At 68.4% G+C, this 23,875-nt stretch carries 24 protein-coding genes; 13 read left to right on the top strand and 11 right to left on the bottom strand.

The window, feature by feature from the left end:
• Positions 1–2: 2 nt before the first annotated feature.
• From sctQ to sctC, 7 genes are read left to right on the top strand one after another with little or no spacing between them, the layout of a single operon-like run.
• The gene (gene sctQ, locus K2W61_RS04735) at positions 3–1,082 is read left to right on the top strand and encodes a type III secretion system cytoplasmic ring protein SctQ (RefSeq protein ID WP_175134467.1); all 1,080 of its coding nucleotides are present in this window, start codon (positions 3–5) and stop codon (positions 1,080–1,082) included.
• On the top strand, positions 1,079–1,747 hold the full coding sequence (gene sctR, locus K2W61_RS04730) for a type III secretion system export apparatus subunit SctR (protein WP_175134468.1): 669 nt from the start codon (positions 1,079–1,081) through the stop codon (positions 1,745–1,747). Before sctQ ends, sctR begins: the two co-directional genes overlap by 4 nt.
• A gap of 7 nt (positions 1,748–1,754) precedes the next feature.
• Complete coding sequence (sctS, locus tag K2W61_RS04725) at positions 1,755–2,021, top strand: type III secretion system export apparatus subunit SctS (RefSeq protein ID WP_175134469.1); 267 nt, start codon at positions 1,755–1,757, stop codon at positions 2,019–2,021.
• Between the two features lie 15 nt (positions 2,022–2,036).
• Entirely contained in the window at positions 2,037–2,837 is an 801-nt protein-coding gene (gene sctT / locus K2W61_RS04720; RefSeq protein WP_175134470.1) for a type III secretion system export apparatus subunit SctT, read from the top strand.
• Positions 2,834–3,892: a type III secretion system export apparatus subunit SctU gene (gene sctU, locus K2W61_RS04715; RefSeq protein ID WP_175134471.1), complete on the top strand. Its 1,059-nt coding sequence runs from the start codon at positions 2,834–2,836 to the stop codon at positions 3,890–3,892. Before sctT ends, sctU begins: the two co-directional genes overlap by 4 nt.
• Positions 3,889–4,287 carry a CesT family type III secretion system chaperone gene (locus K2W61_RS04710; protein ID WP_175134472.1) on the top strand — a complete coding sequence of 133 codons (399 nt, stop codon included), beginning with the start codon at positions 3,889–3,891 and terminating at the stop codon, positions 4,285–4,287. Before sctU ends, K2W61_RS04710 begins: the two co-directional genes overlap by 4 nt.
• A 47-nt stretch (positions 4,288–4,334) precedes the next feature.
• Positions 4,335–6,221: a type III secretion system outer membrane ring subunit SctC gene (gene sctC, locus K2W61_RS04705; RefSeq protein ID WP_175134545.1), complete on the top strand. Its 1,887-nt coding sequence runs from the start codon at positions 4,335–4,337 to the stop codon at positions 6,219–6,221.
• Positions 6,222–6,276: 55 nt separating this feature from the next.
• On the opposite strand, the gene K2W61_RS04700 is transcribed toward sctC, so the two are convergent.
• From K2W61_RS04700 to K2W61_RS04685, 4 genes are all read right to left on the bottom strand, one after another.
• Positions 6,277–6,801 (bottom strand): RNA polymerase sigma factor, encoded by a 525-nt coding sequence (locus K2W61_RS04700; protein ID WP_236755121.1) that lies wholly within the window; start codon positions 6,799–6,801, stop codon positions 6,277–6,279.
• A 288-nt stretch (positions 6,802–7,089) separates the two neighbouring features.
• Positions 7,090–7,662, bottom strand: coding sequence for a BspR family type III secretion system anti-sigma factor (locus K2W61_RS04695; protein ID WP_236755120.1), 573 nt, complete (start codon positions 7,660–7,662; stop codon positions 7,090–7,092).
• A 159-nt stretch (positions 7,663–7,821) separates the two neighbouring features.
• Positions 7,822–8,997, bottom strand: coding sequence for an ABC transporter substrate-binding protein (locus K2W61_RS04690; RefSeq protein ID WP_236755119.1), 1,176 nt, complete (start codon positions 8,995–8,997; stop codon positions 7,822–7,824).
• Entirely contained in the window at positions 8,994–10,997 is a 2,004-nt protein-coding gene (locus tag K2W61_RS04685) for a SpoIIE family protein phosphatase (RefSeq protein ID WP_175141629.1), read from the bottom strand. The genes K2W61_RS04690 and K2W61_RS04685 overlap by 4 nt, the downstream gene beginning before the upstream one ends.
• Positions 10,998–11,106: 109 nt before the next feature.
• Here K2W61_RS04685 and K2W61_RS04680 point away from each other — a divergent pair, with 109 nt between their 5' ends.
• On the top strand, positions 11,107–13,575 hold the full coding sequence (locus K2W61_RS04680) for an MFS transporter (RefSeq protein ID WP_236755118.1): 2,469 nt from the start codon (positions 11,107–11,109) through the stop codon (positions 13,573–13,575).
• A 66-nt stretch (positions 13,576–13,641) separates the two neighbouring features.
• Here the strand turns inward: K2W61_RS04680 and alr are convergent, their stop codons facing one another.
• Together alr and K2W61_RS04670 are read right to left on the bottom strand one after the other, a co-directional pair.
• Positions 13,642–14,784, bottom strand: coding sequence for an alanine racemase (gene alr, locus K2W61_RS04675; protein ID WP_236755117.1), 1,143 nt, complete (start codon positions 14,782–14,784; stop codon positions 13,642–13,644).
• Between the two features lie 131 nt (positions 14,785–14,915).
• Positions 14,916–15,347, bottom strand: a complete 432-nt coding sequence (locus K2W61_RS04670; protein WP_175141627.1) for an ATP-binding protein — start codon at positions 15,345–15,347, stop codon at positions 14,916–14,918.
• 197 nt (positions 15,348–15,544) lie between these two features.
• Between K2W61_RS04670 and K2W61_RS04665 the strand changes: the two genes are divergently transcribed.
• Positions 15,545–15,880 (top strand): STAS domain-containing protein, encoded by a 336-nt coding sequence (locus K2W61_RS04665; RefSeq protein ID WP_175134479.1) that lies wholly within the window; start codon positions 15,545–15,547, stop codon positions 15,878–15,880.
• Between the two features lie 39 nt (positions 15,881–15,919).
• Here the strand turns inward: K2W61_RS04665 and K2W61_RS04660 are convergent, their stop codons facing one another.
• Positions 15,920–16,138, bottom strand: a complete 219-nt coding sequence (locus tag K2W61_RS04660; protein ID WP_175141626.1) for a hypothetical protein — start codon at positions 16,136–16,138, stop codon at positions 15,920–15,922.
• Between the two features lie 257 nt (positions 16,139–16,395).
• Here K2W61_RS04660 and K2W61_RS04655 point away from each other — a divergent pair, with 257 nt between their 5' ends.
• The 3 genes from K2W61_RS04655 to K2W61_RS04645 all read left to right on the top strand — a co-directional run bounded on the left by K2W61_RS04655 (position 16,396) and on the right by K2W61_RS04645 (position 19,306).
• The gene (locus K2W61_RS04655; protein WP_175134481.1) at positions 16,396–17,328 is read left to right on the top strand and encodes an NUDIX hydrolase; all 933 of its coding nucleotides are present in this window, start codon (positions 16,396–16,398) and stop codon (positions 17,326–17,328) included.
• A gap of 84 nt (positions 17,329–17,412) precedes the next feature.
• Positions 17,413–18,291 (top strand): carboxylating nicotinate-nucleotide diphosphorylase, encoded by an 879-nt coding sequence (gene nadC, locus K2W61_RS04650; protein WP_175134482.1) that lies wholly within the window; start codon positions 17,413–17,415, stop codon positions 18,289–18,291.
• A gap of 28 nt (positions 18,292–18,319) precedes the next feature.
• Entirely contained in the window at positions 18,320–19,306 is a 987-nt protein-coding gene (locus tag K2W61_RS04645) for a tripartite tricarboxylate transporter substrate binding protein (RefSeq protein ID WP_175141625.1), read from the top strand.
• A gap of 82 nt (positions 19,307–19,388) precedes the next feature.
• On the opposite strand, the gene K2W61_RS04640 is transcribed toward K2W61_RS04645, so the two are convergent.
• Positions 19,389–20,066, bottom strand: a complete 678-nt coding sequence (locus tag K2W61_RS04640) for a tellurite resistance TerB family protein (RefSeq protein WP_175134484.1) — start codon at positions 20,064–20,066, stop codon at positions 19,389–19,391.
• Positions 20,067–20,244: 178 nt separating this feature from the next.
• Here K2W61_RS04640 and K2W61_RS04635 point away from each other — a divergent pair, with 178 nt between their 5' ends.
• Entirely contained in the window at positions 20,245–20,643 is a 399-nt protein-coding gene (locus K2W61_RS04635) for an OsmC family protein (protein ID WP_175134485.1), read from the top strand.
• A gap of 74 nt (positions 20,644–20,717) precedes the next feature.
• Here the strand turns inward: K2W61_RS04635 and fabI are convergent, their stop codons facing one another.
• From fabI to gloB, 3 genes are all read right to left on the bottom strand, one after another.
• Positions 20,718–21,503, bottom strand: a complete 786-nt coding sequence (gene fabI / locus K2W61_RS04630) for an enoyl-ACP reductase FabI (RefSeq protein WP_175134486.1) — start codon at positions 21,501–21,503, stop codon at positions 20,718–20,720.
• Between the two features lie 122 nt (positions 21,504–21,625).
• Positions 21,626–23,035 carry a transglycosylase SLT domain-containing protein gene (locus K2W61_RS04625; protein ID WP_175134487.1) on the bottom strand — a complete coding sequence of 470 codons (1,410 nt, stop codon included), beginning with the start codon at positions 23,033–23,035 and terminating at the stop codon, positions 21,626–21,628.
• Between the two features lie 7 nt (positions 23,036–23,042).
• Positions 23,043–23,864 (bottom strand): hydroxyacylglutathione hydrolase, encoded by an 822-nt coding sequence (gene gloB, locus K2W61_RS04620; RefSeq protein WP_236755116.1) that lies wholly within the window; start codon positions 23,862–23,864, stop codon positions 23,043–23,045.
• Between the last annotated feature and the right edge of the window lie 11 nt (positions 23,865–23,875).

The raw sequence follows: 23,875 nt of genomic DNA, 5'->3' as shown, positions 1-23,875 counted from the left end.
CCATGACCGCAAGTACTTCATTTTCCCCTTCTCCGCTGCCGTTGCCGCGCCTGTCCGGCAACGAGGCCCGCGCGCGCTCGCTGATCGCCCGCCATGGCGCCGACCTGACGGTCATGCTGGCGCCGCTGGCCGGCAGCGATGCCGAACCCGCGCGCTGGCGCCTGGGCTTCACGCCTGGCGTGCCCGACGCCGTGCGGCAGTCGGCCACGCTGTCGGCCGATCTGGAATGGGCCGGCGCGCGGCTGCGCCTGGGCCTGCCGGCAGGCGCAGCCGAGGCCTGGCTGGCGGCGCGTCTGCCGGACCTGGATGCCGGCGAGCTGCCGCCGGCCCTGGCGCTGGCTGCCATCGAGACCTTGCTGGCCGAAGTGGTCGCGGGTCTGGGCCAGGCATCGCCCGGCGGCCCGCTGCGGGTGGTCGGCCGCGACACCCCGGCGCCGGCGCTGCCGCATGACTGGACGCTCGCCGCGCGCCATCCCGCCAGCGGCGATACGGTCTACGCCACGCTGGCGGCCGATGGCCTGGGCCTGATGCTGTTGGCCGGCCTGATCGGCCGTGCCGCGCCCGCGGCCAACGATATCGACGCCGACGCCGTGCCGGTGCGCCTTGCCGCCTGCCTGGGATGGACCCACCTGGGCGCGGCCGAGTTGCGCAGCCTGGCGCCGCGCGACACCGTGTTCCTCGACCATTGCCTGATCTCGCCCGACGGCGAGCTGTGGCTTGGCGCTGGCGGCCAAGGGCTGCGCGTGCGCCGCCAGGATTCCTCATACCTCGTTACCCAAGGCTGGACCTCCCTCATGACCGAGACGCCGCAACCGCCGCTGGACGCCGACGCGGGCGATCAGACGCCGCTCGATATCGACGCCATCCCCGTCCGACTGACTTTCGAACTGGGCGAACGCCAGATCACCCTGGGCGAGCTGCGCCAGTTGCAGCCTGGCGAGACCTTCGACCTGGCGCGGCCGCTGGCGGACGGGCCGGTGCTGGTGCGCGCCAACGGCGCGCTGGTGGGCAGCGGCGAGTTGGTCGAGATCGATGGCCGCATCGGCGTGACGCTGCACCGCCTCGGCAAGGCAGGCGCATGAACGGCGCGGATCCGATCAGTCTGGCGGTGGTCCTGGCGCTGCTGGCGCTGGTGCCGCTGGCCGCGGTCATGACCACGTCGTTCCTGAAGATCGCGGTGGTGCTGACGCTGGTGCGCAATGCCCTGGGGGTACAGCAGGTGCCGCCCAACATGGCCTTGTACGGGCTGGCGCTGATCCTGTCGGCCTACGTCATGGGGCCGGTGGTGATGCAGATCGGCGACGAACTGCGCGCGCCGCCGGCGGCGGTGGCGCCGGGCGCGCCCGAGCCGGACCGGCTCGAAGGCATCCTCGACGCGGTGACGCGCGGCGCCGAACCGATGCGCGCATTCATGCTGAAGAATAGCCGCGCCGAGCAGCGCGATTTCTTCCTGCGCACTGCCCGCGGCCTGTGGGGCGAGCAGCAGGCCCGCAACCTGAAGGAAGACGACCTGCTGGTGCTGATTCCGTCGTTCCTGTTGTCGGAGCTGACCGCGGCTTTCCAGATCGGCTTCCTGCTGTACCTGCCGTTCGTCATCATCGACTTGATCGTGTCCAACATCCTGCTGGCGATGGGCATGATGATGGTGTCGCCGGTCACGATCTCCATGCCCCTGAAGCTGTTCCTGTTCGTCATGGTCGACGGCTGGACGCGGCTGATCCAGGGCCTGGTGCTGTCCTACACCTGAGGCCGCCATGGGAACCGTCGATCTTGTCTCGTACATGACCCAGGCGCTTTACCTGGTGCTGTGGCTGTCGCTGCCGCCGATCGCCGTGGCGGCGATCGTGGGTACCCTGTTTTCGCTGTTCCAGGCCCTGACGCAGATCCAGGAACAGACGCTGTCGTTCGCCATCAAGCTGATCGCGGTGTTCGCCACCATCATGCTGACGGCGCGCTGGCTCAGCGCCGAGCTGTACAACTTCACGATTTCCGTGTTCGACCTCTTCTACAAGATCCATTAGGAGCGGCCGGCCATCATGATCTCGGGCATCACTTACGCCGAAGCCAAAGTCTTCCTGGGGACGCTGGCGCTGACGCAGCCGCGCATTCTGGCGCTGTGCGCGATGCTGCCGCTGTTCAACCGCCAGCTGCTGCCCGGCATGCTGCGCTACGCCCTGTGCGCCGCCATCGGCCTGGTGCTGGTGCCGGCGCTGGCGCCGCGCTACGCCGTGATCGAGCTGAGCGCGGTCGATCTGGTGCTGCTGGTGGCCAAGGAAGTCTTCATCGGCCTGGTGATGGGCTTCCTGGTGGCGATTCCGTTCTGGATCTTCGAGGCGGTGGGCTTCGTGGTCGACAACCAGCGCGGCGCCAGTCTGGGCGCCACCATCAACCCGGCCACCGGCAACGACTCGTCGCCCCTGGGCATCCTGTTCAACCAGGCGTTCATGGTGTTCTTCCTGGTGGGCGGCGGCTTCATGCTGATGCTGACCATGCTGTACGACAGCTTCCGTCTTTGGGACCTGTGGGACTGGGCGCCGACCCTGCGGCGCGAAAGCGTGCCGCTGATGCTGGACCAGTTGGGCCGTTTCCTGCGGCTGACGCTGCTGTTCGCCGCGCCCGCCATCATCTCGATGTTCCTGGCCGAGGTCGGGCTGGCGCTGGTCAGCCGCTTCGCGCCGCAATTGCAGGTGTTCTTCCTGGCCATGCCGATCAAGAGCGCGCTGGCATTGCTGGTGATGGTGCTGTACATGAGCACGCTGTTCGAGTATGCCGCCGAGGCCACCGGCCAGATCGGCGTGGCCTTGCCGTTCCTGGACAACCAATGGCGGGCGCCATGAGCGGCGAAAAAACCGAACAGCCAACCCAGAAGAAGCTGCGCGAAGCGCGCCAGAAAGGCGACGTCGCGCACAGCAAGGACTTCACCCAGACGCTGCTGGTGTTGGCGTTGTTCGGCTACATGCTGGGCAATGCCCACGGCATCATCGAGGCCCTGGGCCGGCTGGTCCTGATTCCGTCGACGCTGGTGGGGCAGCCGTTCGAGCAGGCGCTGCCGGTGGCGCTGGAGGCGGCCCTGCGCGAGGCCGTCTACCTGGTGCTGCCGTTCGTGCTGATCGTGCTGGTGATCGGCATGTTCGCCGAGTTCCTGCAGGTGGGGGTGGTGCTGGCGTTCGAGAAGCTCAAGCCTTCAGCCAAGAAGCTCAATGTGATGAGCAACCTGAAGAACATCTTCTCCAAGAAAAACCTGGTGGAGTTGCTGAAATCCATCATCAAGATCGCGTTCCTGTCGGTGCTGGTGACGCTGGTGGTGCGTGATGCGTTGCCCGAGCTGATGGCGGTGCCGCACAGCGGCCTGGCCGGGCTGGAGGCGGGCGTGGGCGGCATGATGCGCACGCTGATCGTGAACATCGCGGTGGCATATGTGGTGATTTCCCTGGCCGATTTCGTCTGGCAGCGCATGCAGTACCGCAAGGGGCTGATGATGAGCAAGGAAGACATCAAGCAGGAATTCAAGGAGATGGAGGGCGACCCCCACATCAAGCACAAGCGCAAGCACCTGCACCAGGAAATGGTGATGCATGGCGCCGTCGCCAGCACGCGCAAGGCGTCGGTGCTGGTGACCAATCCCACCCACCTGGCGGTGGCGATCTACTACGAACCCGACGAAACGCCGCTGCCGGTGGTGCTGGCCAAGGGTGAGGGCGCGCTGGCCGAGCAGATGATGCAAGCGGCGCGCGAGGCTGGCGTGCCGGTGATGCAGAACATTCCCCTGGCGCGGGCGCTGATGGCGTCCGCGCAACCCGATCAATACATTCCCAGCGAGCTGATCGAGCCGGTCGCCGAAGTCCTGCGGCTGGTCAGGAAGCTGGCCGGCAATCCGGAAGACCCGACATGAATGCATCCCAGCACCCCCTGATTTCGGCCTATGCGGCGCGCCACGGCCTGCCGCCTTCGACCCGCGCCGATGGCCGCCTCACCGTGGTGATCGACCAGGCCTATCGCGTGCATCTGCAGCCGGCGCGCGATGGGTGGCTGGCCCTGAGCGCGCGCCTGTGCCCGCTGCCGGCCGGGCAGGCCGAGCGCGATGCCCTGGTGATCGAGCTTGGCAAGCTGGCCGCCGGCATGCTGTCGCGCCATGCGGCCTGCTGCGTGGTCGACCCGCAGGACCGGGCCCTGTGGCTGCAACAGACGCTGCAGCCGGCCAGCGGCGATCTGGCGCTGGACGAGGCCGTGGGGGCTTTTGCCAATGCACTGTCTTTTTGGGCCGGCGCCGTGCGGCGGCTGGCATGAATACGCGTTACGGGCATGCGGCCCGAGGAGAAAGAGTGTTGAAGCGGATGATTCTGGCGACCGCGCTGTCGCTGGGCCTGGCGGCCGGCGCGCAGTCCGCGCCCAACTGGCCGAACGTGCCCTACAGCTACTATGCCCGCGACGAGAACCTGCAGACGCTGCTGCGCGAATTCGCCGGCGGCTTCAGCCTGTCGCTGCAACTCGGGCCCAACGTCAATGGCACGGTCAACGGCAAGTTCAACGCCAATTCGCCGACCGAGTTCATGGACCGGCTGGGCGGGGTGTACGGCTTCAACTGGTTCGTCTACGCCGGCACGTTGTTCGTCAGCCGTACCAACGACATGAAGACGCGCTCGGTCAGCGCCATGGGCAGCTCCATCAGCGCGTTGCGCCAGGCGCTGCAGCAGCTCGGCGTGCTGGACCCGCGCTTCGGCTGGGGCGAGCTGCCCGATCAAGGCATCGCGCTGGTGTCCGGCCCGCCCGGTTACGTCGACCTGGTCGAACGCACCGTGGCCGCCTTGCCGATGGGGGCGGGCGGCCAGCAGGTGGCGGTGTTCCGGCTCAAGCACGCCTCGGTCAATGACCGCACCATCAGCTACCGCGACCAGAAGGTGGTGACGCCGGGCCTGTCGACCGTGCTGCGCAACCTGATCACGGGCGGCGGCGGTGGCGCCAACAATGAAACCCTGGCCGCCATCGCGGCGCCCTTGCGCGACAATCCGCCGGCCTTTCCGCAGGTCAATGGCAGCGATGGGGCCGCCGGCCAGGCCGGGGCCCAGCCGGCCGCGCCCGCGGCCACCGGCAAATCCGGGCTGCGCCTGCGCGAACCCACGGTACAGGCCGATGCGCGCCTGAACGCCATCATCGTGCAGGACATTCCCGACCGAATCCCCATCTACCGCAGCCTGATCGAGCAGCTCGACCTGCCCAGCACGCTGGTCGAGATCGAAGCCATGATCGTGGATGTGAATTCGGACCTGGTCAGCGAACTGGGCGTGACCTGGGGCGCGCGCGCCGGTTCGACCACGTTCGGCTATGGCAACCTGGGCCTGGGCACCAGCGGCGGGCTGCCGCTGGAAAGCGGCGCGGCGCTGTCGCCCGGCACCATCGGCGTGAGCGTCGGCAACACGCTGGCGGCGCGCTTGCGCGCCCTGCAGACCAAGGGCCAGGCCAACATCCTGTCGCAACCGTCGATCCTGACCGCGGACAACCTCGGTGCCATGATCGACCTGTCCGACACCTTCTACATCCAGACCCGCGGCGAACGCGTGGCGACGGTGACGCCGGTGACCGTGGGCACGTCGCTGCGCGTGACGCCCCGCTACATCGAGTCGAAGGACGGCGCGCGCGTCGAATTGACGGTCGATATCGAGGACGGCCGCATCCAGGAAGAACGCCAGATCGACAACCTGCCGACCGTGCGCAAGAGCAATATCAGCACCCTGGCCATCGTTGGCAACGACCAGACCCTGCTGATCGGCGGCTACAACAGCAGCCAGAATTCCGAGCAGGTCGACAAGGTGCCGATTCTGGGCGACATCCCGGGCCTGGGACTGCTGTTCTCGAACAAGTCGAAGACCGTGCAGCGGCGCGAGCGCCTGTTCCTGATCCGGCCCAAGGTGGTGGCGATCAATGGCGAAGTGGTGGCCACGCCCGGCGTGTCCGGCACCGGCCCCATGCTCAACGCCACCTGGGGCGGCGAAGGCCGCATGACGGCGGGGCAGTATCTCGACCTGGCGCAAAGCCAGCGTACCCGCATCGTGTTCGGGCCGAACGTGCAATTGCGCCGCAGCAACGGGCCGGTGCGCGCCTCCGAATGGCTGGATGGCACGCCCTCGGCGGCGCCGCTGCTGGAAGGCAAGTCCAGCGCGCAGCAAGGTCCGGTGATCCAGGTCGAGCCGGTGGCGGCGCCGGGGACGGGCAGGGCGCCCTAGCCGGGGCGCATGGCCATGCGGGGGGATGCCTTCGGATGGCCGCGGAGGGGGCGGCTCAGTCGTCGAGCCGCAGCCCTTTCTGGGCCAGCTTCTCGCGCAGGGCCGCACGGGCGCGCGACAGGCGGCTGCGCACGGTGCCGACCGGCACTGTCAGCAGCGCGGCGGCGTCTTCGTACGAAATCTCGTCGATGCCGACCATGAGAAGGATGTCGCGCATGTTTTCCGGCAGTTCGTCCAGCGATTCCTGCAGCAAGGCCAGGGTCTGGTTCTGTTCCAGCACGCGATCGGGGGACAGGTCGCTGGTGGCATGCTCGGCCAGCAGGCTGTCGCTGACGAAATCATGGCGGCGCTCGGGGGCGCGCGACAGATAGTTGCGCACCAGGTTCAGCGCGATGCCGTAGAGCCAGGAGGAGAGTTGCGATTCGCCGCGGAAGCTGCGGTATGAGCGGGCCGCTTCGACAAAAGCCTGTTGGGCCAGGTCTTCGGCCTCGGTGGTGTTGCCGATGTGCTTGATGATGAAGCGCTGGAGCCGGGTGGAGTGCTCCCGCACCAGGTCGCGCAGCAGATATTGTTCATCCATGTCCCAACCCCGCCCCTCGCCGTCAGCGCGAACGGGCGGCAAATCCGTCTCGGCGGAAGCGGCTGTGCAGTCGCTGGGATGGGTCATGGATTGGGAAAAGAAACGTGTATTCAGCTACAAGTTACTACCGGTCTGCGGCGAATTATCGCAGCTTACCGGTGTCACAATATTTCGAAAATCGAAATATTGAGGCAAAAGTAAGATTTTTTGCGTCAGATATGTAAAAACAAGTAATCGATGGTGGCGATATTCCGGAGAGCGGAATCTCGATCGGCGAGGGGACCGGTGTCAGCCGGATTTGAGTTGGTCGCGCAACCAGGCGGCGGCGGTGGCCAGCGAAACCGGGCTCTGCCCCGACAGGGCCGCCTGCTCGAAGCGTGCCTGCATGGCTTGGTCGAGCGCATCGCGGCGGCTGGCGTCCAGGCTGGCGGCAGCCACGCCTGTGTCGCGACAGGCTTGCTGGAAGGCGGGGGTATCGGCGCTGGCCGAGACCGCCAGGCGGGTCAGGAAGTCGACGCCCGAGAGGGCATCGCGCGAGGTCTGCGCCATGTCCAGCGCCTGCGCGACGGTGCGGGCCGCCAGCGGCTTGCCGGGGTTGGGTTCCAGCCCGAGCTCGCGCGACACCGCGCTGGCGATGCCCTGGCCATAGCTGTGGGCCAGCGCCTGCGCGAACAGGCTGGTGGTGTCGACATTCGGCGCCACCCACGCCACGCTGCGGCCGCCGGGCGTGGTCCCCATGCCCAGGACCTGCAGCTTTTCGCCGGCGATGTCGACATAAACGTCCTGGCCGCTCTGCGCCGCCTTGGCGAAGGCTTCGAGAGAGACGAACGGCGAGGAAGGGGTAACCGATGAAATTGTCATGCAGCCAATAAATCCGGCGTGTCCAAGGTCGGGCCCGTAGGAGATTCAACAGCCCCTGTGGTTGAGTAACCCGGCTGGCGCTTTGGTTCCATCGCCGCGACACGTACGCGGATTTTATGCTATCGCGCGGTTTTCCCGCCGAGGTCTGGCAACGGAGCGTTACCGCGCCTCGTAGACTTCGTCGGCCGCCAGCAGAATATCCACCGGCGGATCGAAGCCGATGACACGCGCGGTCTGCAGGTTCAGGGCGATCTTGGCCGGATCGATCCAGACCTGGCTCAATTCGCGCGCCTTGGCGCCGTTGAAGATCCGCGCCATGGTCTCGGCGTAGAACAGGCCGACATAGGAATAGTCGGCCTGGGCCAGGCTCAGCAGCAGCCCGTGCTTGACCTCTTCGGAGCCCAGCATCGAGAAGCTCGGCACGCGCGCCTGGCGCAGGATCTCGGCCACCGTGTCGATCGAAGCCGGGGTCACGCCCCGGTGCACCGTGACGTAGGCGGCATCGATCTGCGGCGCCAGCTTGGCATAGCATTCGAGCGCATTGCGGGTCGCGGCTTCCTGCGGGATGCCATTGGATGGCGCATTGCAGGTCACCACCTTGAAGCCCTGCTCGCGCGCCACCTGCTCGACCGCGTCGACCGCGCTGTAGGTACGGCCTTCGGGGCTGTCTTCGTACACCAGGCCGAGACGCTTGAACGGCACGATTTCGTGGAACAGGCGCACCTGGCGCTGATAGCGCTCGGGCTGCACGCGGGCATGCAGGTTGTCCAGGCCGCTGTCCTGCGCCGAACGGGTGATGCGGGCGCCGATCGCGTCGCTGGTCGAAGCGACGATGGTGGGCACCGGCGCGCCCATCGCGGCCATGTCCTGGCCGGCCCAGGTGCCCATGGCGATGATCAGGTCGATATCCTTCCTGCTCTCCAGCCGCTGCTTGATGGCCTCGCGCACCGCGGGCCGCTGGGCGGCGTCGAAGTTGCCGGGCTGCCACCAGGCGTCGCGCACGAATTCCAGCGTGTCGCTGTGGGCGTTGTCGGCCAGGTAGTTCCACATCTGCCTGCCGTTCAGGCCATCGGGAATGGCCGGCACGGTGATCCAGCCCAGCTTCTGCAGGCCCTCGACCGTGACGCGCAGGGTGCGGGGATACTCGCTGTAGTCGCCGCTCTCGAAATAGCCGATGCGCCATTTCTTGCCGTCCGGTCGCGTCACGGGGTGGGTCGGGAACACCTGGGAGGGGGCAGTGGCGGCCGGGGACGGCGCCGCCCCGGCCTGGGCGTGGCTCGCGGCGGGCGCCAGCAGGGCCAGGCTCAACAAGAGGGTGGACAGCGAAGTCTTCATGGGCGGCGGATCACGATCAGGGTGATGTCATCGGATTGTTCCGCGCCGTCGGCGAACGCCTGCACGTCTTCCAGCAGACGCTTGGCCAGGCTGGCCGCCGGCACGGGAGGGTTGGACAGCACGGCCAGCAGGCGCGGATCGCCATACTGCGCATTGTGCGGATTGACGGCCTCGGTGATGCCGTCGGTGTAGCCCACCAGCATCTCGCCCGGCGCCAGCACCGTCGACAGGCAGCGGTATTGCAGGTCTTCCTGCACGCCACAGGCCGGGCCGCTGCGGCCTTCCAGCAGCCGCACCACGCCATCGGCGCCCACGATCGCCGGCGGCAGATGGCCGGCATTGGCCCATTTGAGTTCGCCCGTGGTCAGGTCGAGCACGCCGACCAGCAGCGTGACGAACATCATGTTGGGGTTGTTCTCGGACAGGCGGTTGTTGATCTTCTGCATGATCAGCGCCGGATCGGTCTCGTCCTCGGCGGTGGCGCGGATCAGCGTGCGGGTGACGGCCATGAACAGCGCCGCCGGCACGCCCTTGTCCGACACGTCGCCAATGGCCAGGCACAACCGGCCGTCGGGCAGGGTGAAGTAGTCGTACAGATCGCCGCCGACTTCCTTGGCCGGCAGCATCACCGCGTTCAGGTCGACCTGTTCGCGCGTGAGCGGCGACAGCGGCACCGGCAGCAGGCCGAGCTGGATCGCGCGGGCGATGTTCAGTTCGCTCTCGAAGCGTTCGCGCGCGGTGGTCTCGCGCATCAAGCGGGCCACGTTCTCGCGCAGCTTGCGGTCCATGAACAGGAACGACGACGCCAGGCGTCCGACCTCGTCCTTGTGCTTGTCCGGCAGCGCGGCGATATGGGCCGGCACGCTGGCGGCCGCGGTCAGGTCCTGCTCGGGCAACTGGCGGGCATAGTGGGTCAGCGTTTCCAGCGGCCTGACAATGCGCGCCGCCACCAGCCAGGCACACACCAGCGCCACCAGCATCATGCCCACGAAGATCAGCGCCTGCCGGTTCAGCAGTTCGCGCGCCGGCGCCGTCAGGTCGCTTTCGGGCACGGCCGCCACCACGGTCCAGCCCAACGGCGCGAAGCGCGCGCTGTCGATCCGCCAGGTGCCGTTGCCGCCATCGAACCGCAGGCTTTGCAGCTTGCCATTGGCGTCCTGGCGCGCCAGCAGCGTGCGCAGGGGCGTGCCGCCCTGGTCGCGGACCTCCATCAGACCGGCGCGGGCCTCGGGCGGGGGCACGATCATGCGGCCGTCGTCGGCCACAATGAAGATGAAGCCGGACTGTGCCAGGGTCAGCTTCGTCAGCGTGTCGCGCACCGAGTTTTCCAACTGGGCGCGGCGGTTGTCGACCTGCTCGATGACATCCTGGGCGCTGTCGGAAATGGCGAATACCCAGTTCCAGGGACGGAAATAGCCGAAATAGGCATAGCGCGTTTCGCCGTCGCCGCGCTGGGCCGACGGCGGCCAGCGATAGATGGCGAAGCCATAGCCCGAGGTACGGCTTTCCTCGAGCAACGCTTGTGCCAGCGGCCGGTTCTTGAAGTCGGACAGCGTCGACAGATCGCGGTCGATCATGTCGGGGTCGCCGCTGGCCAGCACCCGGAAATCGGCATCGTAGACAAAGGCGTAGCGGCGGTCGTTGAGCTTGAGGCGGTTGATCCAGGCGCGCGCCATGCCCTTGGCCGCGCCCGGCGTCACCAGGCCGCGGTCGGCCAGGTCGGCGTAGGTGCCGAGCGCCGCCGCGACCACCGTGCCGCTTTGCATCAGCTGGCGCCGGCCGCTGCGCACGGTGGAGATCTTGTCCGCCAGCAGCGCGCCCCAGCGGGCCTCGGCATCGCGCAGCACCAGTTCCATCACGTTGCTGACGGCATGGCGTTCGCTGTTCATCACCGTGCGCGTGACGTTGCGCTGCGAGGTCAGCATCACGAATGCCGCCACCGCCAGAAGCAGCGCTACGACCAGTAGAAAAATCTTGCTACGGAGCGAGCGCAACGACATGGGGGCAAGGGGAGGCGGATGAGGTGAAGGCGTGAAATAAGATGCAATTTGCATTAATTGTAAATACCATTGGTGCCCGTGTGTAAATACTTTGCGACGGCGTGGCCTCATGCGTAGCGAACCAATACAAATAGTGCTCGATGGGTTGCGCCGCCGCCCGGTCCTGGAAGTCACGCTGGCCTGTCTGGCCGTGCTGCTGCTGGCGCAGGCGCTGATCGGCGCGCTCAGCCTGTCGGCCCTGAACCGCCTGGTGGTCGACACCACCGCCGATCGCGTCGAAGTGGTGGCGCGGCGCGTGGCCGGCAATATCGAGAATGGCCTGCGCCTGGGCAAGCCGCTGGAACAGTATTTCGGCCTGCGCGACACCTTGCGCGATGGCCTGGCCGGTTCGCGCGGGGTGCAAGGCGCCGCGGTGCTGCTGGCCGATGGCCAGGCGCTGGCGACGCAGGGCGAGTTGCCCGAGGACGCGGCACACCTGGCGCGCACCCTGGACGCGGGGCGCGCGACCGCCGCCGGCGTGGCGCGGCGCGGTTCCGGCGCCCTGGTCGCGGTGGCCGGCGATCGCGTGACCGTCGCCGTGCCGCTGAGCGCCGCGGGCGGCAAGGCGCTGGGGGCCGTGGTGCTGTCGGCCAGCCAGGACGGCGAGGCCAGCCGCCGCTTGCTCCTCGACAACCTGCAGGTGCTGCTGGCCGTTACCGCGCTGGTGGGGCTGGGTCTGGCCGCCGTCTTCAAATACATCGTGCCGCTGACCTCGCTGGCCGCTGGCGGCCGAGCGCGTTTCGTCGTGCCGCTGCTGGCTCTGATGCTGGCGCAGGGCGTGTACGCCGCCTACACCATCTCCACTTTCCGCAGCGGCTGGCTCGAGGTCACGCGCAACAACGTCGGCCTGCTGGCCGAAGGCCTGCAGCGCGACCTGAACCGGGTGCTTGGCTACGGTCTGGAAGTGGACCGGCTGCGCGGCGTCGAGGCGCCGTTCACGCGCCTGGCCGCGACGTTTCCGGCGGTGGCGCAGATCGAACTGACCGATCGCGACGGCCGCGTCCTGTATGGCGCCGACGCGCGCGGCGCGATCGACGTGGCGGGTCTGCCGCCGGTCCGCCCGCAGGCCGACGACCTGACGCTGGTGCTGCCGGTGGGCTCGGCGCTGGCCGATCCGAAGGCGCATGGCGATCTGGTGCTGCGCCTGTCCGGCGACGTCATCGCCGCCGGCGTGCGCAGCCGCGCGCTGGACGCCGTGACGGTTGTGGCGGTGGCGTTGGTGGCCGCGATCGAAATGTTGCTGCTGCTGGCGTTGTTGATGAACCGCGCCTTTGCCGCGCGCGCCACGTTGCCGGACGGCAGCCGCGTCGGCCCGGACGATGAGTCCGAGGTGGGCCGTATCGCGCGGCCGGTGATGTTCGGCTTCCTGTTCGCCTGGGCGCTGCCGCTGGGCTTCCTGCCGCTCTATGCGCGCAGCCTGCCCGCGGGCGGGCTGGACCTGCCGGCCAATCTGTTGCTGGCCCTGCCGATCTCGGTGGAGATGGGCTGCGGGCTGCTGACCTCGCTGCTGGCCGGCCGCCTCACCGACCGCAAGGGCTGGCAGGTGCCGGTGCTGGCCGGCCTGGGCGTGTCCGCTGCTGGCATGCTGGCGTGCGCGGCGGCCGCCAATCTGTGGATGTTCAGCGCCGCGCGCGGCCTGGTGGGGTTGGGCTACGGCCTGACCTGGATGGGCCTGCAAGGCTTTATCGTGACGCGCAGTCCGCCGCTGTACCGCGGCCGCAACATGACCGGCGTGATCGCCGGCCTGTTCGCCGGGCACCTGTCGGGCGCGGCGGTGGGCGCCATGTTGATGGAGCAGGTGGGCTTTCGCGCGGTGTTCGCGGTCGGCGCCGTGATGCTGGTCATGCCGCTGGCCGGCGTGCTCATCCTGATGCGCCCCTACATGGAGCGCGGCCGCAAGTCGGCCACGCAGGCCGCGGTCCGCGCCCACGCGCATCTCTCGCAGACGCTCAAGCTGTTGTTCACGCGCGATTTCGGCCTGTTGCTGCTGGGCAGCGTGATTCCATTCTCGATCGCGCAGGTCGGGCTGCTGTCGTTTGCCCTGCCGCTGTACCTGGAGGCCGAAGGCGTGGCGGCTTCCAGCATTGGCCGCGTGCTGATGATCTACGGCCTGTGTGTCATCTACGTCGGACCATTGATGGGCCGCGTGGTGGACCGCAGCAGCATCAAGAAAAGCTGGATCGTGTTGGGCGGCCTGGTGGGCAGCCTCGGCATGCTGGGCCTGTACTTCAACAGCGGCCTGCTGGCCGCCGCCGCCGCGGTGCTGTTGCTGGCGCTGGCCAGTTGCTTTGCCGGCGCTTCGCAATCGCCCTACATGCTGGCCTTGCCCCAGGTGCAGCGCTACGGCGCGGCCGGCGCCACCAGCGTCATGCGCGCCGCCGACAAGCTTGGCCAGATGGCCGGGCCGCTGGTGGTCGGCGCGATGTTCGGCGCCGCCGGCATGGGCGCGGGGCTGGCCGCGACCGGTGTGATCTATCTGGCCGCCACCGTGCTGTTCCTGTTGTTCGCGCCGGCCCGGCCGCGCCAGGACACGGCCTGAACCTGCGGCCCCGGCGCGCGCCGCCGCGGCGGTTCGACGGTCGCTGCGGTGCCGGGGCGCTGCCATTCAACGCGCGCCGGCCAGTGCCACCGGCACGCGCGCACTCAGTCCCGTGAGCAATTGCGCGGCAATGGTGCCCGCCGCCAGCGCCACTTCCTCGACCGGCAGGCCATCGGCGCCCCATAACGTCACGGGCGCGCCGATCGCGGCCTGGGGCACGGGACCGAGATCCACCGCCATCATGTCCATCGACACGCGCCCCAGCAGGCGCGTGCGCGCGCCGGCCACCACCACCGGCGTGCCGGTGGGCGCATGGCGCGGATAGCCATCGGCATAACCGCAGGTGACGATGCCCACGTCCATTGCCGTGGGCGCGATGAAGGCGGCGCTGTAGCCGACCCCGGCACCCGCCCGCACGCGCTGGATGCCCACGACCTGCGAGTGCAGGGACATGGCCGGCAGCAGGCCGAGCGCGGCCGCGCTGCATTCGGCGAAGGGGCTGGCGCCGTACAGCGCCAGGCCCGGGCGGACCCATTGGGTGGCGGCGGCCCGCGCGGCATGGCCCAGCATCGCCGCGGAATTGCTGGTGGAGACCGGGCCGGGCAGGCCCGCGATCACGTCGCGAAAGCGCGCGTCGGCCTGCGCCACGCCGTCGGCTTCATCGGCGCGCGCATAGTGGTTCAGGTGGCCGACTTCGCCGATCAGTCCGCGTCCGGACAGCTCGCGCGCCAGCGCGAATGCGGCGCGGTAGTCATCGGCGCAGAAACCGGTGTGGTGGATGTCGCCGGCAAAGCGCAGCCAGACCGCCGGCCGCTCGGCGGCGGGCGCCTGCGCCAGCCACTGCAATTGCGCGGCGTGCGTGATCACCAGGTGCAGGTGCGGCGAGTCCAGCAATAGCGTGTCGGCTTGCGAATACAGCCCGCCATAGACCAGTACCGGGCCGTCCCAGCCCAGCCGGCGGCAGGCGCGCGCTTCATCCAGGTGCAGCACCGCCAGGCCGTCAGCCTCACGCAGCGCGGGCAGCACGCGCGCCAGGCCATGGCCGTAGGCATCGGCCTTGACAGTGGCCCACAGCCGCGGCGCGCCCGCGGCGGGCAGGGCGGCACGCAAGCGCGCCAGGTTATGGGCCACGGCGCCCGCGTCGACGCGGGCATACAGGGGGCGGGCAAGCAATCCTTCTGGACGATAGGGAGCGTTCACGGGCGGCATCTGGACGTGGGCTGCGCGCAACCGGCGCGCAGTCTATGCATGAGTGACAGATGACCGGCTCTGGTTCGGTACTTTCTGTCTATGTGTTGCTCAAACTCGATAGCGCGTCTTGATATGGCGCGCCGGTGAAGTCATGCGGCGCGCATCACCAGCGTCAGGTGGTTCTCGTTGCCGGCGCGCGCGTAGCGCAGGTCATGCAGATAGTGCTGCATCAGCCGCACGCCGTGGCCGCCGATTTCGGCATCATCGAGCGAGGCGGCCAATGGGGGAGGCGGGGTCAGGGTGGGATCGTACGGCCGGCCATTGTCGATGATCTCCAGCGAGATCCACTCGGCGTCCTGGCGGCAGGCCAGGTGGACGCGGGCCGGTTCGGGGGCCTGCAGGGGATCGTCGAAGGCGTATGAAACGATGTTCGTCAGCGCTTCGTCCAGGCTCAAGGACAGACCGAAACTCAGCTTGGGCGACCAGGCCTCGCGCTCGGCGATGGCTTCAAGCCATTCAATGGCGCAAGCGACGGCGCGGGAGTCGGGGACGAGGTCAAGCGTATCGGACTGAGGGGGCATGGTCGCCTTGCGTTCAGGGGTACACGTGCAGGTGGAAGTATGCCCGATTGCGGCCGGCTGGCGTATGGGGGGCGCGCATCGTGCTTGTCCTGGCACAATTTCGCGCTTGGCCGCGCGGGCGCCTCGCGTATCATCTCGGCATTGCGCCGCGGCCGAATTGCAGGGATCGGGGCGCTGGTCAATTTCCGGGAACCACTATGAATCTCGCAGTCGAGAAAGTCGGGGAAGTGCTGGTTGTCGCGCCCGAAGGTCAGATCAACAGCGGCAACGCCGCGGGCATCGAGGCGGACTTGCTGTCGCACGTGGAAAAGGGCGAGCGCCGCTTTGTCCTCGACATGTCGAACCTGAACTACATTTCCAGCGCCGGCCTGCGCGTGGTGCTGGTATTGGCCAAGCGGCTCAAGCAGGCCTCGGGCGCGCTCGCGCTCTGCGCCATGCAGCCGCATGTGCGCGAGGTATTCGATATCAGCGGATTCCTGGCCATCCTCACGGTGGTCGACACGCGCCAGGAAGCGGTCGCCAAGGTCGGCTGAGACGCCGCGCGCAGCCTGCCGGCGCGCGCGGCCCGCGCGTCAGCGCTTGCGGTTTTCGTGCGAGGTATCCAGCACGTCATCCTCGGGTGTAATGACCCCGGGGTCGCCGGGCGGCTCGATGGCGCGGCCCTGCCGCGGCATGCCCGCCACCATGGGACTCTGGTCGGGCATCGGCAGGATTTCGGTGCCCTTGCGCGGATCGACGGCCGGCGTCGGCGGGGGTGCGGCGCGGGAGGAATCGCTGGCGGTTTTCAGCATGATGAAGTCTCCGGTTGCGGGCGTCCCGGGATGGCGACGCGCCAGGGATCTCTCCTCATCTTAGGGCCGCGGGCGGCGCGCCGCGCGGATTGCGCTGTCACGTTTGCAAGGGGCTGTTGCAGCGCCCGGGCCGCCTTTGCCGCCGGCCCCGGCCCTTATAATGCCGAGCGCGTGTCCCCGTCGCGCCAGCGCCACTGCCGGGGGCGGCGCGACACCGCGCGACCGCGCCCGGCCTTCTTCATTTCCAGCTGCCCACCTTGACCGAATCCGTCGAACGCTCCTTGCATGCCGAACTCGTCGCCGTCCTGGTCGCCGTCACCCATGGCGAGCCGCGCGTGCTGACGACCGAAGACGCGCGGGCGCTGCCGGCCGGGCCGTTCGAACTGTCCCACCGTTCGCTGCAGGCCGGCCTGCGCGCCTGGGTCGAGGCGCAGACCCATCATCCGCTGGGTTATGTCGAGCAGCTCTACACCTTTGCCGACGGCGACCGCTCCGACGAGTCGGGCGCGCGCGTCATGTCGGTCAGCTATCTCGGCCTCACGCGCGAGGCTGGCGAGACCGGCGTGGCGCAAGTCGGCTGGCAGGACTGGTACCGCTATTTCCCCTGGGAAGACCGGCGCGCGGACACGGCGCTGGTCGACGATCTGATCGTGCCGCGCTTGCGGGCCTGGTGCGACGATACCGCCGACGCCGCGCTGCGCAAGCGCCGCCAACAGCGTGTCGCCATCACCTTCGGGCTCGACGGCGCGGCCTGGAACGAAGACATGGTGCTGCAGCGCTATGAATTGCTGTTCGAGGCCGGCCTGGTGCCCGAGGCGGCGCGGCGGCAACCGGGCGCGGCGGCCGCGCTGGTGCCGGGCGAGCCGATGCGCCACGATCATCGCCGCATCCTGGCCACCGGCATCGCGCGGCTGCGCGCCAAGATCAAGTACCGGCCGGTCGTGTTCGAACTGATGCCGGCGCAATTCACCCTGCTGCAACTGCAACAGGCGGTCGAAGCCCTGGCCGGGCGCGGCCTGCACAAGCAGAACTTCCGCCGTCTGATCGAGCAGCAGGCGCTGGTGGAAGAGACCGGCGACATGGCGACCGGCACGGCGGGCCGGCCCGCCAAGCTGTTCCGCTTCCGCCGCGACGTATTGCTCGAGCGCGCCATCGCCGGCAGCAAGCTGCCCTTGTCGCGCAGCCTGTGACGCTTGACAAGCGCATATACTCATCTCTAGCATAAGTGCCTGCGCATCGTGTGCGCGCCTTTTTTTAACCACAAAATACTCAAAATGAGCATTAAAGCTGAAGCGCCTGCCCCCCGTTTGGCCATTCCCTCCCTGCCGGATGTCATGCTGGAGCCGCTGGTGCGCGCGGCCCTGCTCGAAGACCTGGGCCGCGCCGGCGACCTGACCACCGACGCCATCGTGCCGGCTGACGCGGTGGCGCATACCCGCCTGGTGGCGCGCCAGGATGGCGTCCTGGCCGGGCTCGACCTGGCGCGCCTGGCGTTCCGCGCCCTCGATCCCGCCATCGAGTTCAGCGTGGCGCAACGCGATGGCGCGGATCTGGCGCCCGGCACCGAAATCGCCACGCTGCGTGGCAATGCCCGCGCCATGCTCAGCGCCGAACGGGTGGCGCTGAACTTCCTCTGCCACCTGAGCGGCGTGGCCACGGCCACGGCCTCCATCGCCCGCGCCATCGCCGGCTACGGCGCCCGCGTCACCTGCACCCGCAAGACCATGCCAGGCCTGCGCGCGGTGCAGAAGTACGCGGTGCGGGTGGGGGGCGGCAGCAATCACCGGTACGGCCTGGACGACGCCGTGCTGATCAAGGACAACCACATCGCGCTGGCCGGCGGTGTCGAGACCGCCGTGCGGCGCGCCCGTGCCGGCGTTGGCCACATGGTCAAGATCGAACTGGAAGTGGACACCCTGGCGCAGTTGGAAACCGCGCTGGCGCTGGGCGTGGACGTGGTGCTGCTGGACAACATGAGCCTGGACGAGCTGCGCCAGGCTGTCGCCATGGCGCGCGGCCGCGCCATCACCGAAGCATCCGGCCGCATCACCCCCGACACCGCCGCCGCGGTGGCCGCCACCGGCGTCGACCAGATCGCGGTGGGCTGGCTGACCCACAGCGCCAAGGTGCTGGACATCGGCCTGGACGCCTGAGCCCGGCCCGCCGCCACGGACACGCATCATGAAACGCGCGCTTCGATTTTCCCCCTTGCTGCTGGCCCTGGCGCTGGCCGCCTGCGGCAACCCGCCATCCGGCGACACGCCGGCCGACGCGGCCTACCCCGGCCGCCCGATCACTATTGTGGTGACTTTCCCGCCCGGCGGCGGCACCGACCTGCTGGCGCGGCGCCTGGGCGCCAGCCTGCAGGAGCAGTTCGGCCAGCCGGTGGTGGTCGAGAACCGGCCTGGCGCCAGTGGCAACATCGGCGCCCGCATCGTGGCCGAAGCGCCGCCCGATGGTTACACCCTGCTGATGGTCAACAGTTCGTTCGCGATCAACCCGGGGGTTTACCGCAATCTGGGCTTCGCGCCCAAACGCGACTTCGCGGCGGTGATCAACGTGGCCTTCGTACCGTCCGTATTCGTGGTGCCGGCGGCATCGCCGCTGCGCACGCTGGACGACGCGCGCAATGCCGCGCGGCGCGATCATCCTTTGGCGTTCGCCTCCTGCGGTAACGGCACGCCGCAGCACCTGGCGGGCGAGATGCTGGCCCGGGCCAGCGGCGCGGTGTTGCAGCATGTGCCCTACAAAGGCTGCGGGCCGGCCCTGACCGGCGTGGCGTCGGGCCAGGTCGGTATGGGCGTGGTCACGGCTTCCAGCGCCGCGCCCCTGATCGCGGCGGGTAAGCTGCGCGCCCTGGCGGTCACCTCGCCGCAGCGTTCCCCGCTGCTGCCAACCGTGCCGACGGTGGCCGAACAGGGGGTGGCCGGGTATGCGCTGGATCAGTGGCATGGCCTGCTGGCGCCGGCCGCCACGCCGCCGGCCGTCATTGCCAAGCTCAATGCCACGGCCACGCGCGTCATGCAGCGCGCCGATGTGCAGAAAGCCCTGCGCGAGCAGGGCTTCACACCCGCCACGAGCACGCCGCGCGGGTTCCAGGACATGATCAATGCCGATATCGACCGCTACACGGCGCTGACCGCCGCGATCGGCCTGCGGGCCGATTGAGCGGGCTTCACCCAGGCCTGCCCGGGCGCATGGCGCCCAGCCAGGCCGAGGGTTGCGGCCCCCGGTCGCGCCATGGCGACCGTCAGGCCGCGGCGCGGGCGTGCTGCTCCAGCTGTTCCTTCAGGCCGGGCTGCAGCTTGAGCTGGCGCGCCAGTTCATCCAGGTAGGCGCGTTCCATATAGCTTTCCTCGTCCACCACCAACAGGCTGGCCAGGTACATCTCGGCCGCCATTTCGGGCGTCCTGGCGGCCCGCGCGATCTGGGCCGGATCGAGTGGGCGCGACAGCTCGGCTTCCAGCCAACCGCGGTCCTGCGCGTCGTTGGACAGCTTGGCCAGCTCCGTTTCCAGCAGGCTGCGTTCTTCGGGACCGATATGGCCGTCGGCCTTGGCCGCGCCGATCATCGCGCTCAGCACCGCCGAGCTGTGCTGCTCGGCCTCGGGCGCGGGCAGGCGGTCCAGCGTCTGCGGCGGCGCGGCCGCCGCGCCGGCCTGGTTGCGCTGCCAGTCGCCGTAGGCCCGGTAGGCCAGGGCGCCGAGGGCGGCCATGCCGCCATACATGGCGACCTTGCCGCCGATCTTGCGGGCCTTCTTGCTGCCCAGCAGCAGGCCGAGCGCGCCGGCCCCCAGGGCGCCGCCGCCCAGGCCGGCCAGGAGCGAGCCACCCTTGCCGCCGGTGGCGTTTTTTACGGTCGAGCCGGCGTCGGCCAACAGGCCCTGGCCGGATTGCAGTAATTGGTCTAGAAGTTGTCTGGCGCTCATGCGGGTTTCCTGTGTGTGCAAGCCTCTTGCGGACAGGAATGTCCGACCGCCGTTCCGGACGGAAGTTCAGCTTACAGTCAGAAATGGATGTTGCACCGGGGCGGCCCGATGGCGGCGGATGCTACAACCTGGGTTGGGGCGGCCGCGCGCGCCGCCCGCAACGCGAGGACTTCCGCCCATGACTATCCACGTGCGCCAGAACGCGCCCAACACCCTGCAATTCACCGCCACGGCCGAAGGCCGCGACCTGCCGCTGGACATGCCGCAGCCGCAAGGGGCCGGCCCCGATCCGCACGACTATTTCGACACGGCGCTGGGCGGCTGCAAGGCCATGACCCTGATGGTCTATGCGCAGCGCAAGGGCCTGCCGCTGGAATCGGTGGGGGTGGACGTGGTGCGCGACGCGAGCGAAGAACGCAAAGGCATTTATCGCCTGACAGCCAAGCTGACGCTGCATGGCGAGTTGTCGGACGCGCAGATCGACGAATTGCTGGCCGTGGCCGAGAAGTGCCCCATCCACAAGCTGATGACGGCGGTGGACGTGCAGGTGTCCACGCTGATCGTGCGGCCGGCCTGAGACGCCGGCGTGCCGGGTGGGGGGCCACCCGGCACGGAACGTGACCGGGCAGGGCGCCCGGCCCACCCGCGGAATTACTCTTCCATGCCCGGGACGACGGTCGAGAAACCGGCGTCGACGTGGGTGATTTCGCCGGTGACGCCGGCGGCCAGATCCGACAACATGAACGCGGCCACGTTGCCGACATCGTCGATGGTGACGTTGCGGCGCAGCGGCGCCTGGGCCTCGACGAACTTCAGGATCGCCGAGAAGTCCTTGATGCCGCTGGCGGCCAGCGTCTTGATCGGGCCGGCCGAAATGCCGTTGGCGCGGATGCCGCGCGGGCCCAGCGCCGTGGCCAGGTAACGCACGCTGGCTTCGAGCGAGGCCTTGGCCAGGCCCATGGTGTTGTAGTTGGGCACCACCCGCTCGGCGCCCAGGTAGGTCAGGGTCAGCACCGAGCCGTTGCGGCCTTCCATCAGCGGCAGCGCGGCCTTGGCCATGGCTGCGAAGCTGTAGGCGGAAATGTCGTGGGCGATGCGAAAGCCCTCGCGCGACAGGCCGTCCAGGAAGTTGCCGGCGATGGCTTCGCGCGGCGCGAAGCCGATGGAATGCACCAGGCCGTCCAGGCCGTCCCAGCGCTTGGCCAGGTCGGCGAAGGTGGCTTCGATCTGGCTGTCCTCGGCGACGTCGCAGGGCAGCACGATGTCGCTGCCGAATTCGGCGGCGAATTCGGCCACGCGGTCCTTGAAGCGGTCACCGACGTAGGTGAAGGCCAGTTCGGCGCCCTGCTGGTGGCAGGCGCGCGCGATGCCGTAGGCGATGGAGCGGTTGGAAAGCACCCCGGTGACCAGGATGCGTTTGCCGGCGAGAAAGCCCATGTGTGGTTCCTTTGATTTTTTTCCTGCTGGAGACCGCCTATTTTAAGGAGTTTGGCGGCCGCGCGGACAAAACAGCGCGGCGCCCTGGGGGGGCGCCGCTGCGAAAGACGGATCGGGCGGGATCAGCCGCGGGCGTTGGTGCCCGGCACGCGCAGCCGCACGCCGATCTTGAGATTGCTGCCCTTGAGGTTGTTGAGGGCGCGCAGCGCCTGGACCGAGGTGCCGTACTGCTTGGCCAGCGAGAACAGGGTGTCGCCCTGGCGCACCTTGTGAGTGCGCACATTGGGACGGGCGGCGGCGCGCGCGGACGGCGCGACGGCCTTGCCGCGTGGCGCCTTGCCGCTGTCGGCCGAGGCCGCGTCCAGGGCGCCGACCGGCGCGGCCAGCGAGGCCAGTTGCACGCCGCTGTTACCCGGGTCGCCCGGCACCAGCAGCGATTGGCCCGAGGCGGTCTTGTGGCGCGAGCCGATGTCGTTGATTTCGCGCAGCTTGGATTCGGTCAGGCCGAAGCGCTTGGCGATCGAGGCATAGGATTCGCCCCGGCGCGAGTGGTAGACCTTCCAGGCGCTCAGGTCGCCCTTGTAGTTGGTCAGGTTGGCGTTGAAGATCTCGACCCGATCGGCGGGCAGCAGCAGCGTGGGTGCGTGGTCGCCACGGATCACCGGCCGGTTGAACGACGGGTTCAGGGCCTTGAATTCGTCCAGCGGCATTTCGGCCAGCTTGGCGGCGATTTCCAGGTCGATGTCGCTGTTCTTGCGCACCGTCACGAAATACGGGGTGTTGCCGACCGGCGGCAGCACCACGGCGTAGCGCTGCGGGTCGGCGATGATGTTCTTGATGGCCTGCAGCTTCGGCACGTAGTTGCGGGTCTCGTCCGGCATGTTCAGGGACAGGTAGTCCGTGGGCAGGCCGGCGGCTTCATTCTTGGCCATGGCGCGCTGCACCGAGCCTTCGCCCCAGTTGTACGAGGCCAGCGCCAGGTACCAGTCGCCCTGCATTTCGAACAGCTTTTCCAGGTAGTCCAGCGCCGCGTTGGTCGAGGCGATGGGGTCGCGGCGCTCGTCGCGCCACCAGTCCTGCTTCAGGTTGAAATGCTGGCCGGTGGCCGGCACGAACTGCCACAGGCCTGAGGCCTGGGCGCGCGACAGCGCGGTGGGGTTGTAGGCGCTCTCGACGAACGGCAGCAACGCCAGCTCGGTCGGCAGGCCGCGGCGGTTGATCTCGTCGACGATGAAATACAGGTACTTGCCGGCGCGTTCGGCCATGCGCTGCACCGCCTCGGGGTGGGACGCGTAGTAGTCGGTCCACTGCTGCGAGAGGTCGGTGTTCAGGTTGGGAATGGCGAAGCCGCGGCGGATGCGGTCCCAGGCATCGATCGGCGGGTTGGTCAGGTCGACCGTGCGGGACGTGTCGCGGGCGATATAGCGCCCTTGGGAGTTGGTGGTGAGGTTCTTGCTGTCGTGGGATTGGGTTCCTGCGCAACCGGCGAGGACTGCCAGCAGAAGCGGCAGAAGGAGTCGGGAGAAATTCATCGGGCGGTCACTTGAAATCGTTCTTCCATTCACGAAGGGAGGCAAACACCTCTACCGGCGTCGGGTGGTCGTGGCCGGCCCAGTGGTCTGCGGCGCGGACGACGTCAGCTTGCTGCGTACGCAAAAACGGATTGGTCGCGCGTTCCTGGCCGATGGTCGACGGAAGCGTGGGGAGACCTTCTGCGCGTAATTGCCGGGCCCGCTGATACCACCGTTGCAGGGTGCGGTTGGCGGGTTCGACCGCCATGGCCCAGCGCAAGTTGGCTAGAGTGTACTCGTGTGCGCAAAAAACCTGTGTATCTGGCGGTAAAACAGAAAATTTTTCCAAGGAATCAGACATTTGCTCGGGAGTTCCCTCGAAAAGCCGGCCACAGCCGCCGGCAAACAGGGTGTCGCCACAGAACAGCACAGGCTGTTTTCCCGCCGCCCGGCCGATGTAGGCGATGTGGCCGGCGGTATGCCCCGGCACGTCCAGCACGCCCAGGTCCAGGTCCAGTTCCGGCAGCACCACGCGGTCGCCTTCGACCAGTGGCACATCGCAGCGCGGCAGCTTTTCGCGCGCCGGGCCATACACCGTGACGTCGCCGGTGCGGGACAATTCCAACACGCCGCCCACATGGTCGCCGTGATGGTGCGTGAGTAGAATGGCGCGCAGTTGCAGGCCTTCGCGGGCCAGCCATTGCCGCACCGGGCCGGCTTCGCCGGGGTCGACCACGGCGGCCTGGCCGGCGCGCGCGATGGCCCAGATATAGTTGTCGCTGAAGGCGGGCAAAGGCAAGACCGCGGCGTTGCTTTCGCGGCCGCCTGCGGGGGCGGTCAAGGCTTGCATGGGATTCGAAG

It is taken from the genome of Achromobacter pulmonis (genome assembly GCF_021733725.1).
In the GTDB taxonomy this organism is placed as follows: domain Bacteria; phylum Pseudomonadota; class Gammaproteobacteria; order Burkholderiales; family Burkholderiaceae_B; genus Achromobacter; species Achromobacter pulmonis.
Note: the sequence above shows the minus strand (reverse complement) of the source record. Positions and strands in the feature narration are given on the sequence as shown.

What these genes read in the sequence shown, in the direction of transcription:
- sctQ (WP_175134467.1), top strand. Translation starts at nt 3, where the DNA reads ATGACCGCAAGTACTTCATTTTCCCCTTCTCCGCTGCCGTTGCCGCGC.
- sctR (WP_175134468.1), top strand. Translation starts at nt 1,079, where the DNA reads ATGAACGGCGCGGATCCGATCAGTCTGGCGGTGGTCCTGGCGCTGCTG.
- sctS (WP_175134469.1), top strand. Translation starts at nt 1,755, where the DNA reads ATGGGAACCGTCGATCTTGTCTCGTACATGACCCAGGCGCTTTACCTG.
- sctT (WP_175134470.1), top strand. Translation starts at nt 2,037, where the DNA reads ATGATCTCGGGCATCACTTACGCCGAAGCCAAAGTCTTCCTGGGGACG.
- sctU (WP_175134471.1), top strand. Translation starts at nt 2,834, where the DNA reads ATGAGCGGCGAAAAAACCGAACAGCCAACCCAGAAGAAGCTGCGCGAA.
- K2W61_RS04710 (WP_175134472.1), top strand. Translation starts at nt 3,889, where the DNA reads ATGAATGCATCCCAGCACCCCCTGATTTCGGCCTATGCGGCGCGCCAC.
- sctC (WP_175134545.1), top strand. Translation starts at nt 4,335, where the DNA reads ATGATTCTGGCGACCGCGCTGTCGCTGGGCCTGGCGGCCGGCGCGCAG.
- K2W61_RS04700 (WP_236755121.1), bottom strand. Translation starts at nt 6,801, where the DNA reads ATGGATGAACAATATCTGCTGCGCGACCTGGTGCGGGAGCACTCCACC.
- K2W61_RS04695 (WP_236755120.1), bottom strand. Translation starts at nt 7,662, where the DNA reads ATGACAATTTCATCGGTTACCCCTTCCTCGCCGTTCGTCTCTCTCGAA.
- K2W61_RS04690 (WP_236755119.1), bottom strand. Translation starts at nt 8,997, where the DNA reads ATGAAGACTTCGCTGTCCACCCTCTTGTTGAGCCTGGCCCTGCTGGCG.
- K2W61_RS04685 (WP_175141629.1), bottom strand. Translation starts at nt 10,997, where the DNA reads ATGTCGTTGCGCTCGCTCCGTAGCAAGATTTTTCTACTGGTCGTAGCG.
- K2W61_RS04680 (WP_236755118.1), top strand. Translation starts at nt 11,107, where the DNA reads ATGCGTAGCGAACCAATACAAATAGTGCTCGATGGGTTGCGCCGCCGC.
- alr (WP_236755117.1), bottom strand. Translation starts at nt 14,784, where the DNA reads ATGCCGCCCGTGAACGCTCCCTATCGTCCAGAAGGATTGCTTGCCCGC.
- K2W61_RS04670 (WP_175141627.1), bottom strand. Translation starts at nt 15,347, where the DNA reads ATGCCCCCTCAGTCCGATACGCTTGACCTCGTCCCCGACTCCCGCGCC.
- K2W61_RS04665 (WP_175134479.1), top strand. Translation starts at nt 15,545, where the DNA reads ATGAATCTCGCAGTCGAGAAAGTCGGGGAAGTGCTGGTTGTCGCGCCC.
- K2W61_RS04660 (WP_175141626.1), bottom strand. Translation starts at nt 16,138, where the DNA reads ATGCTGAAAACCGCCAGCGATTCCTCCCGCGCCGCACCCCCGCCGACG.
- nadC (WP_175134482.1), top strand. Translation starts at nt 17,413, where the DNA reads ATGAGCATTAAAGCTGAAGCGCCTGCCCCCCGTTTGGCCATTCCCTCC.
- K2W61_RS04645 (WP_175141625.1), top strand. Translation starts at nt 18,320, where the DNA reads ATGAAACGCGCGCTTCGATTTTCCCCCTTGCTGCTGGCCCTGGCGCTG.
- K2W61_RS04640 (WP_175134484.1), bottom strand. Translation starts at nt 20,066, where the DNA reads ATGAGCGCCAGACAACTTCTAGACCAATTACTGCAATCCGGCCAGGGC.
- K2W61_RS04635 (WP_175134485.1), top strand. Translation starts at nt 20,245, where the DNA reads ATGACTATCCACGTGCGCCAGAACGCGCCCAACACCCTGCAATTCACC.
- fabI (WP_175134486.1), bottom strand. Translation starts at nt 21,503, where the DNA reads ATGGGCTTTCTCGCCGGCAAACGCATCCTGGTCACCGGGGTGCTTTCC.
- K2W61_RS04625 (WP_175134487.1), bottom strand. Translation starts at nt 23,035, where the DNA reads ATGAATTTCTCCCGACTCCTTCTGCCGCTTCTGCTGGCAGTCCTCGCC.
- gloB (WP_236755116.1), bottom strand. Translation starts at nt 23,864, where the DNA reads ATGCAAGCCTTGACCGCCCCCGCAGGCGGCCGCGAAAGCAACGCCGCG.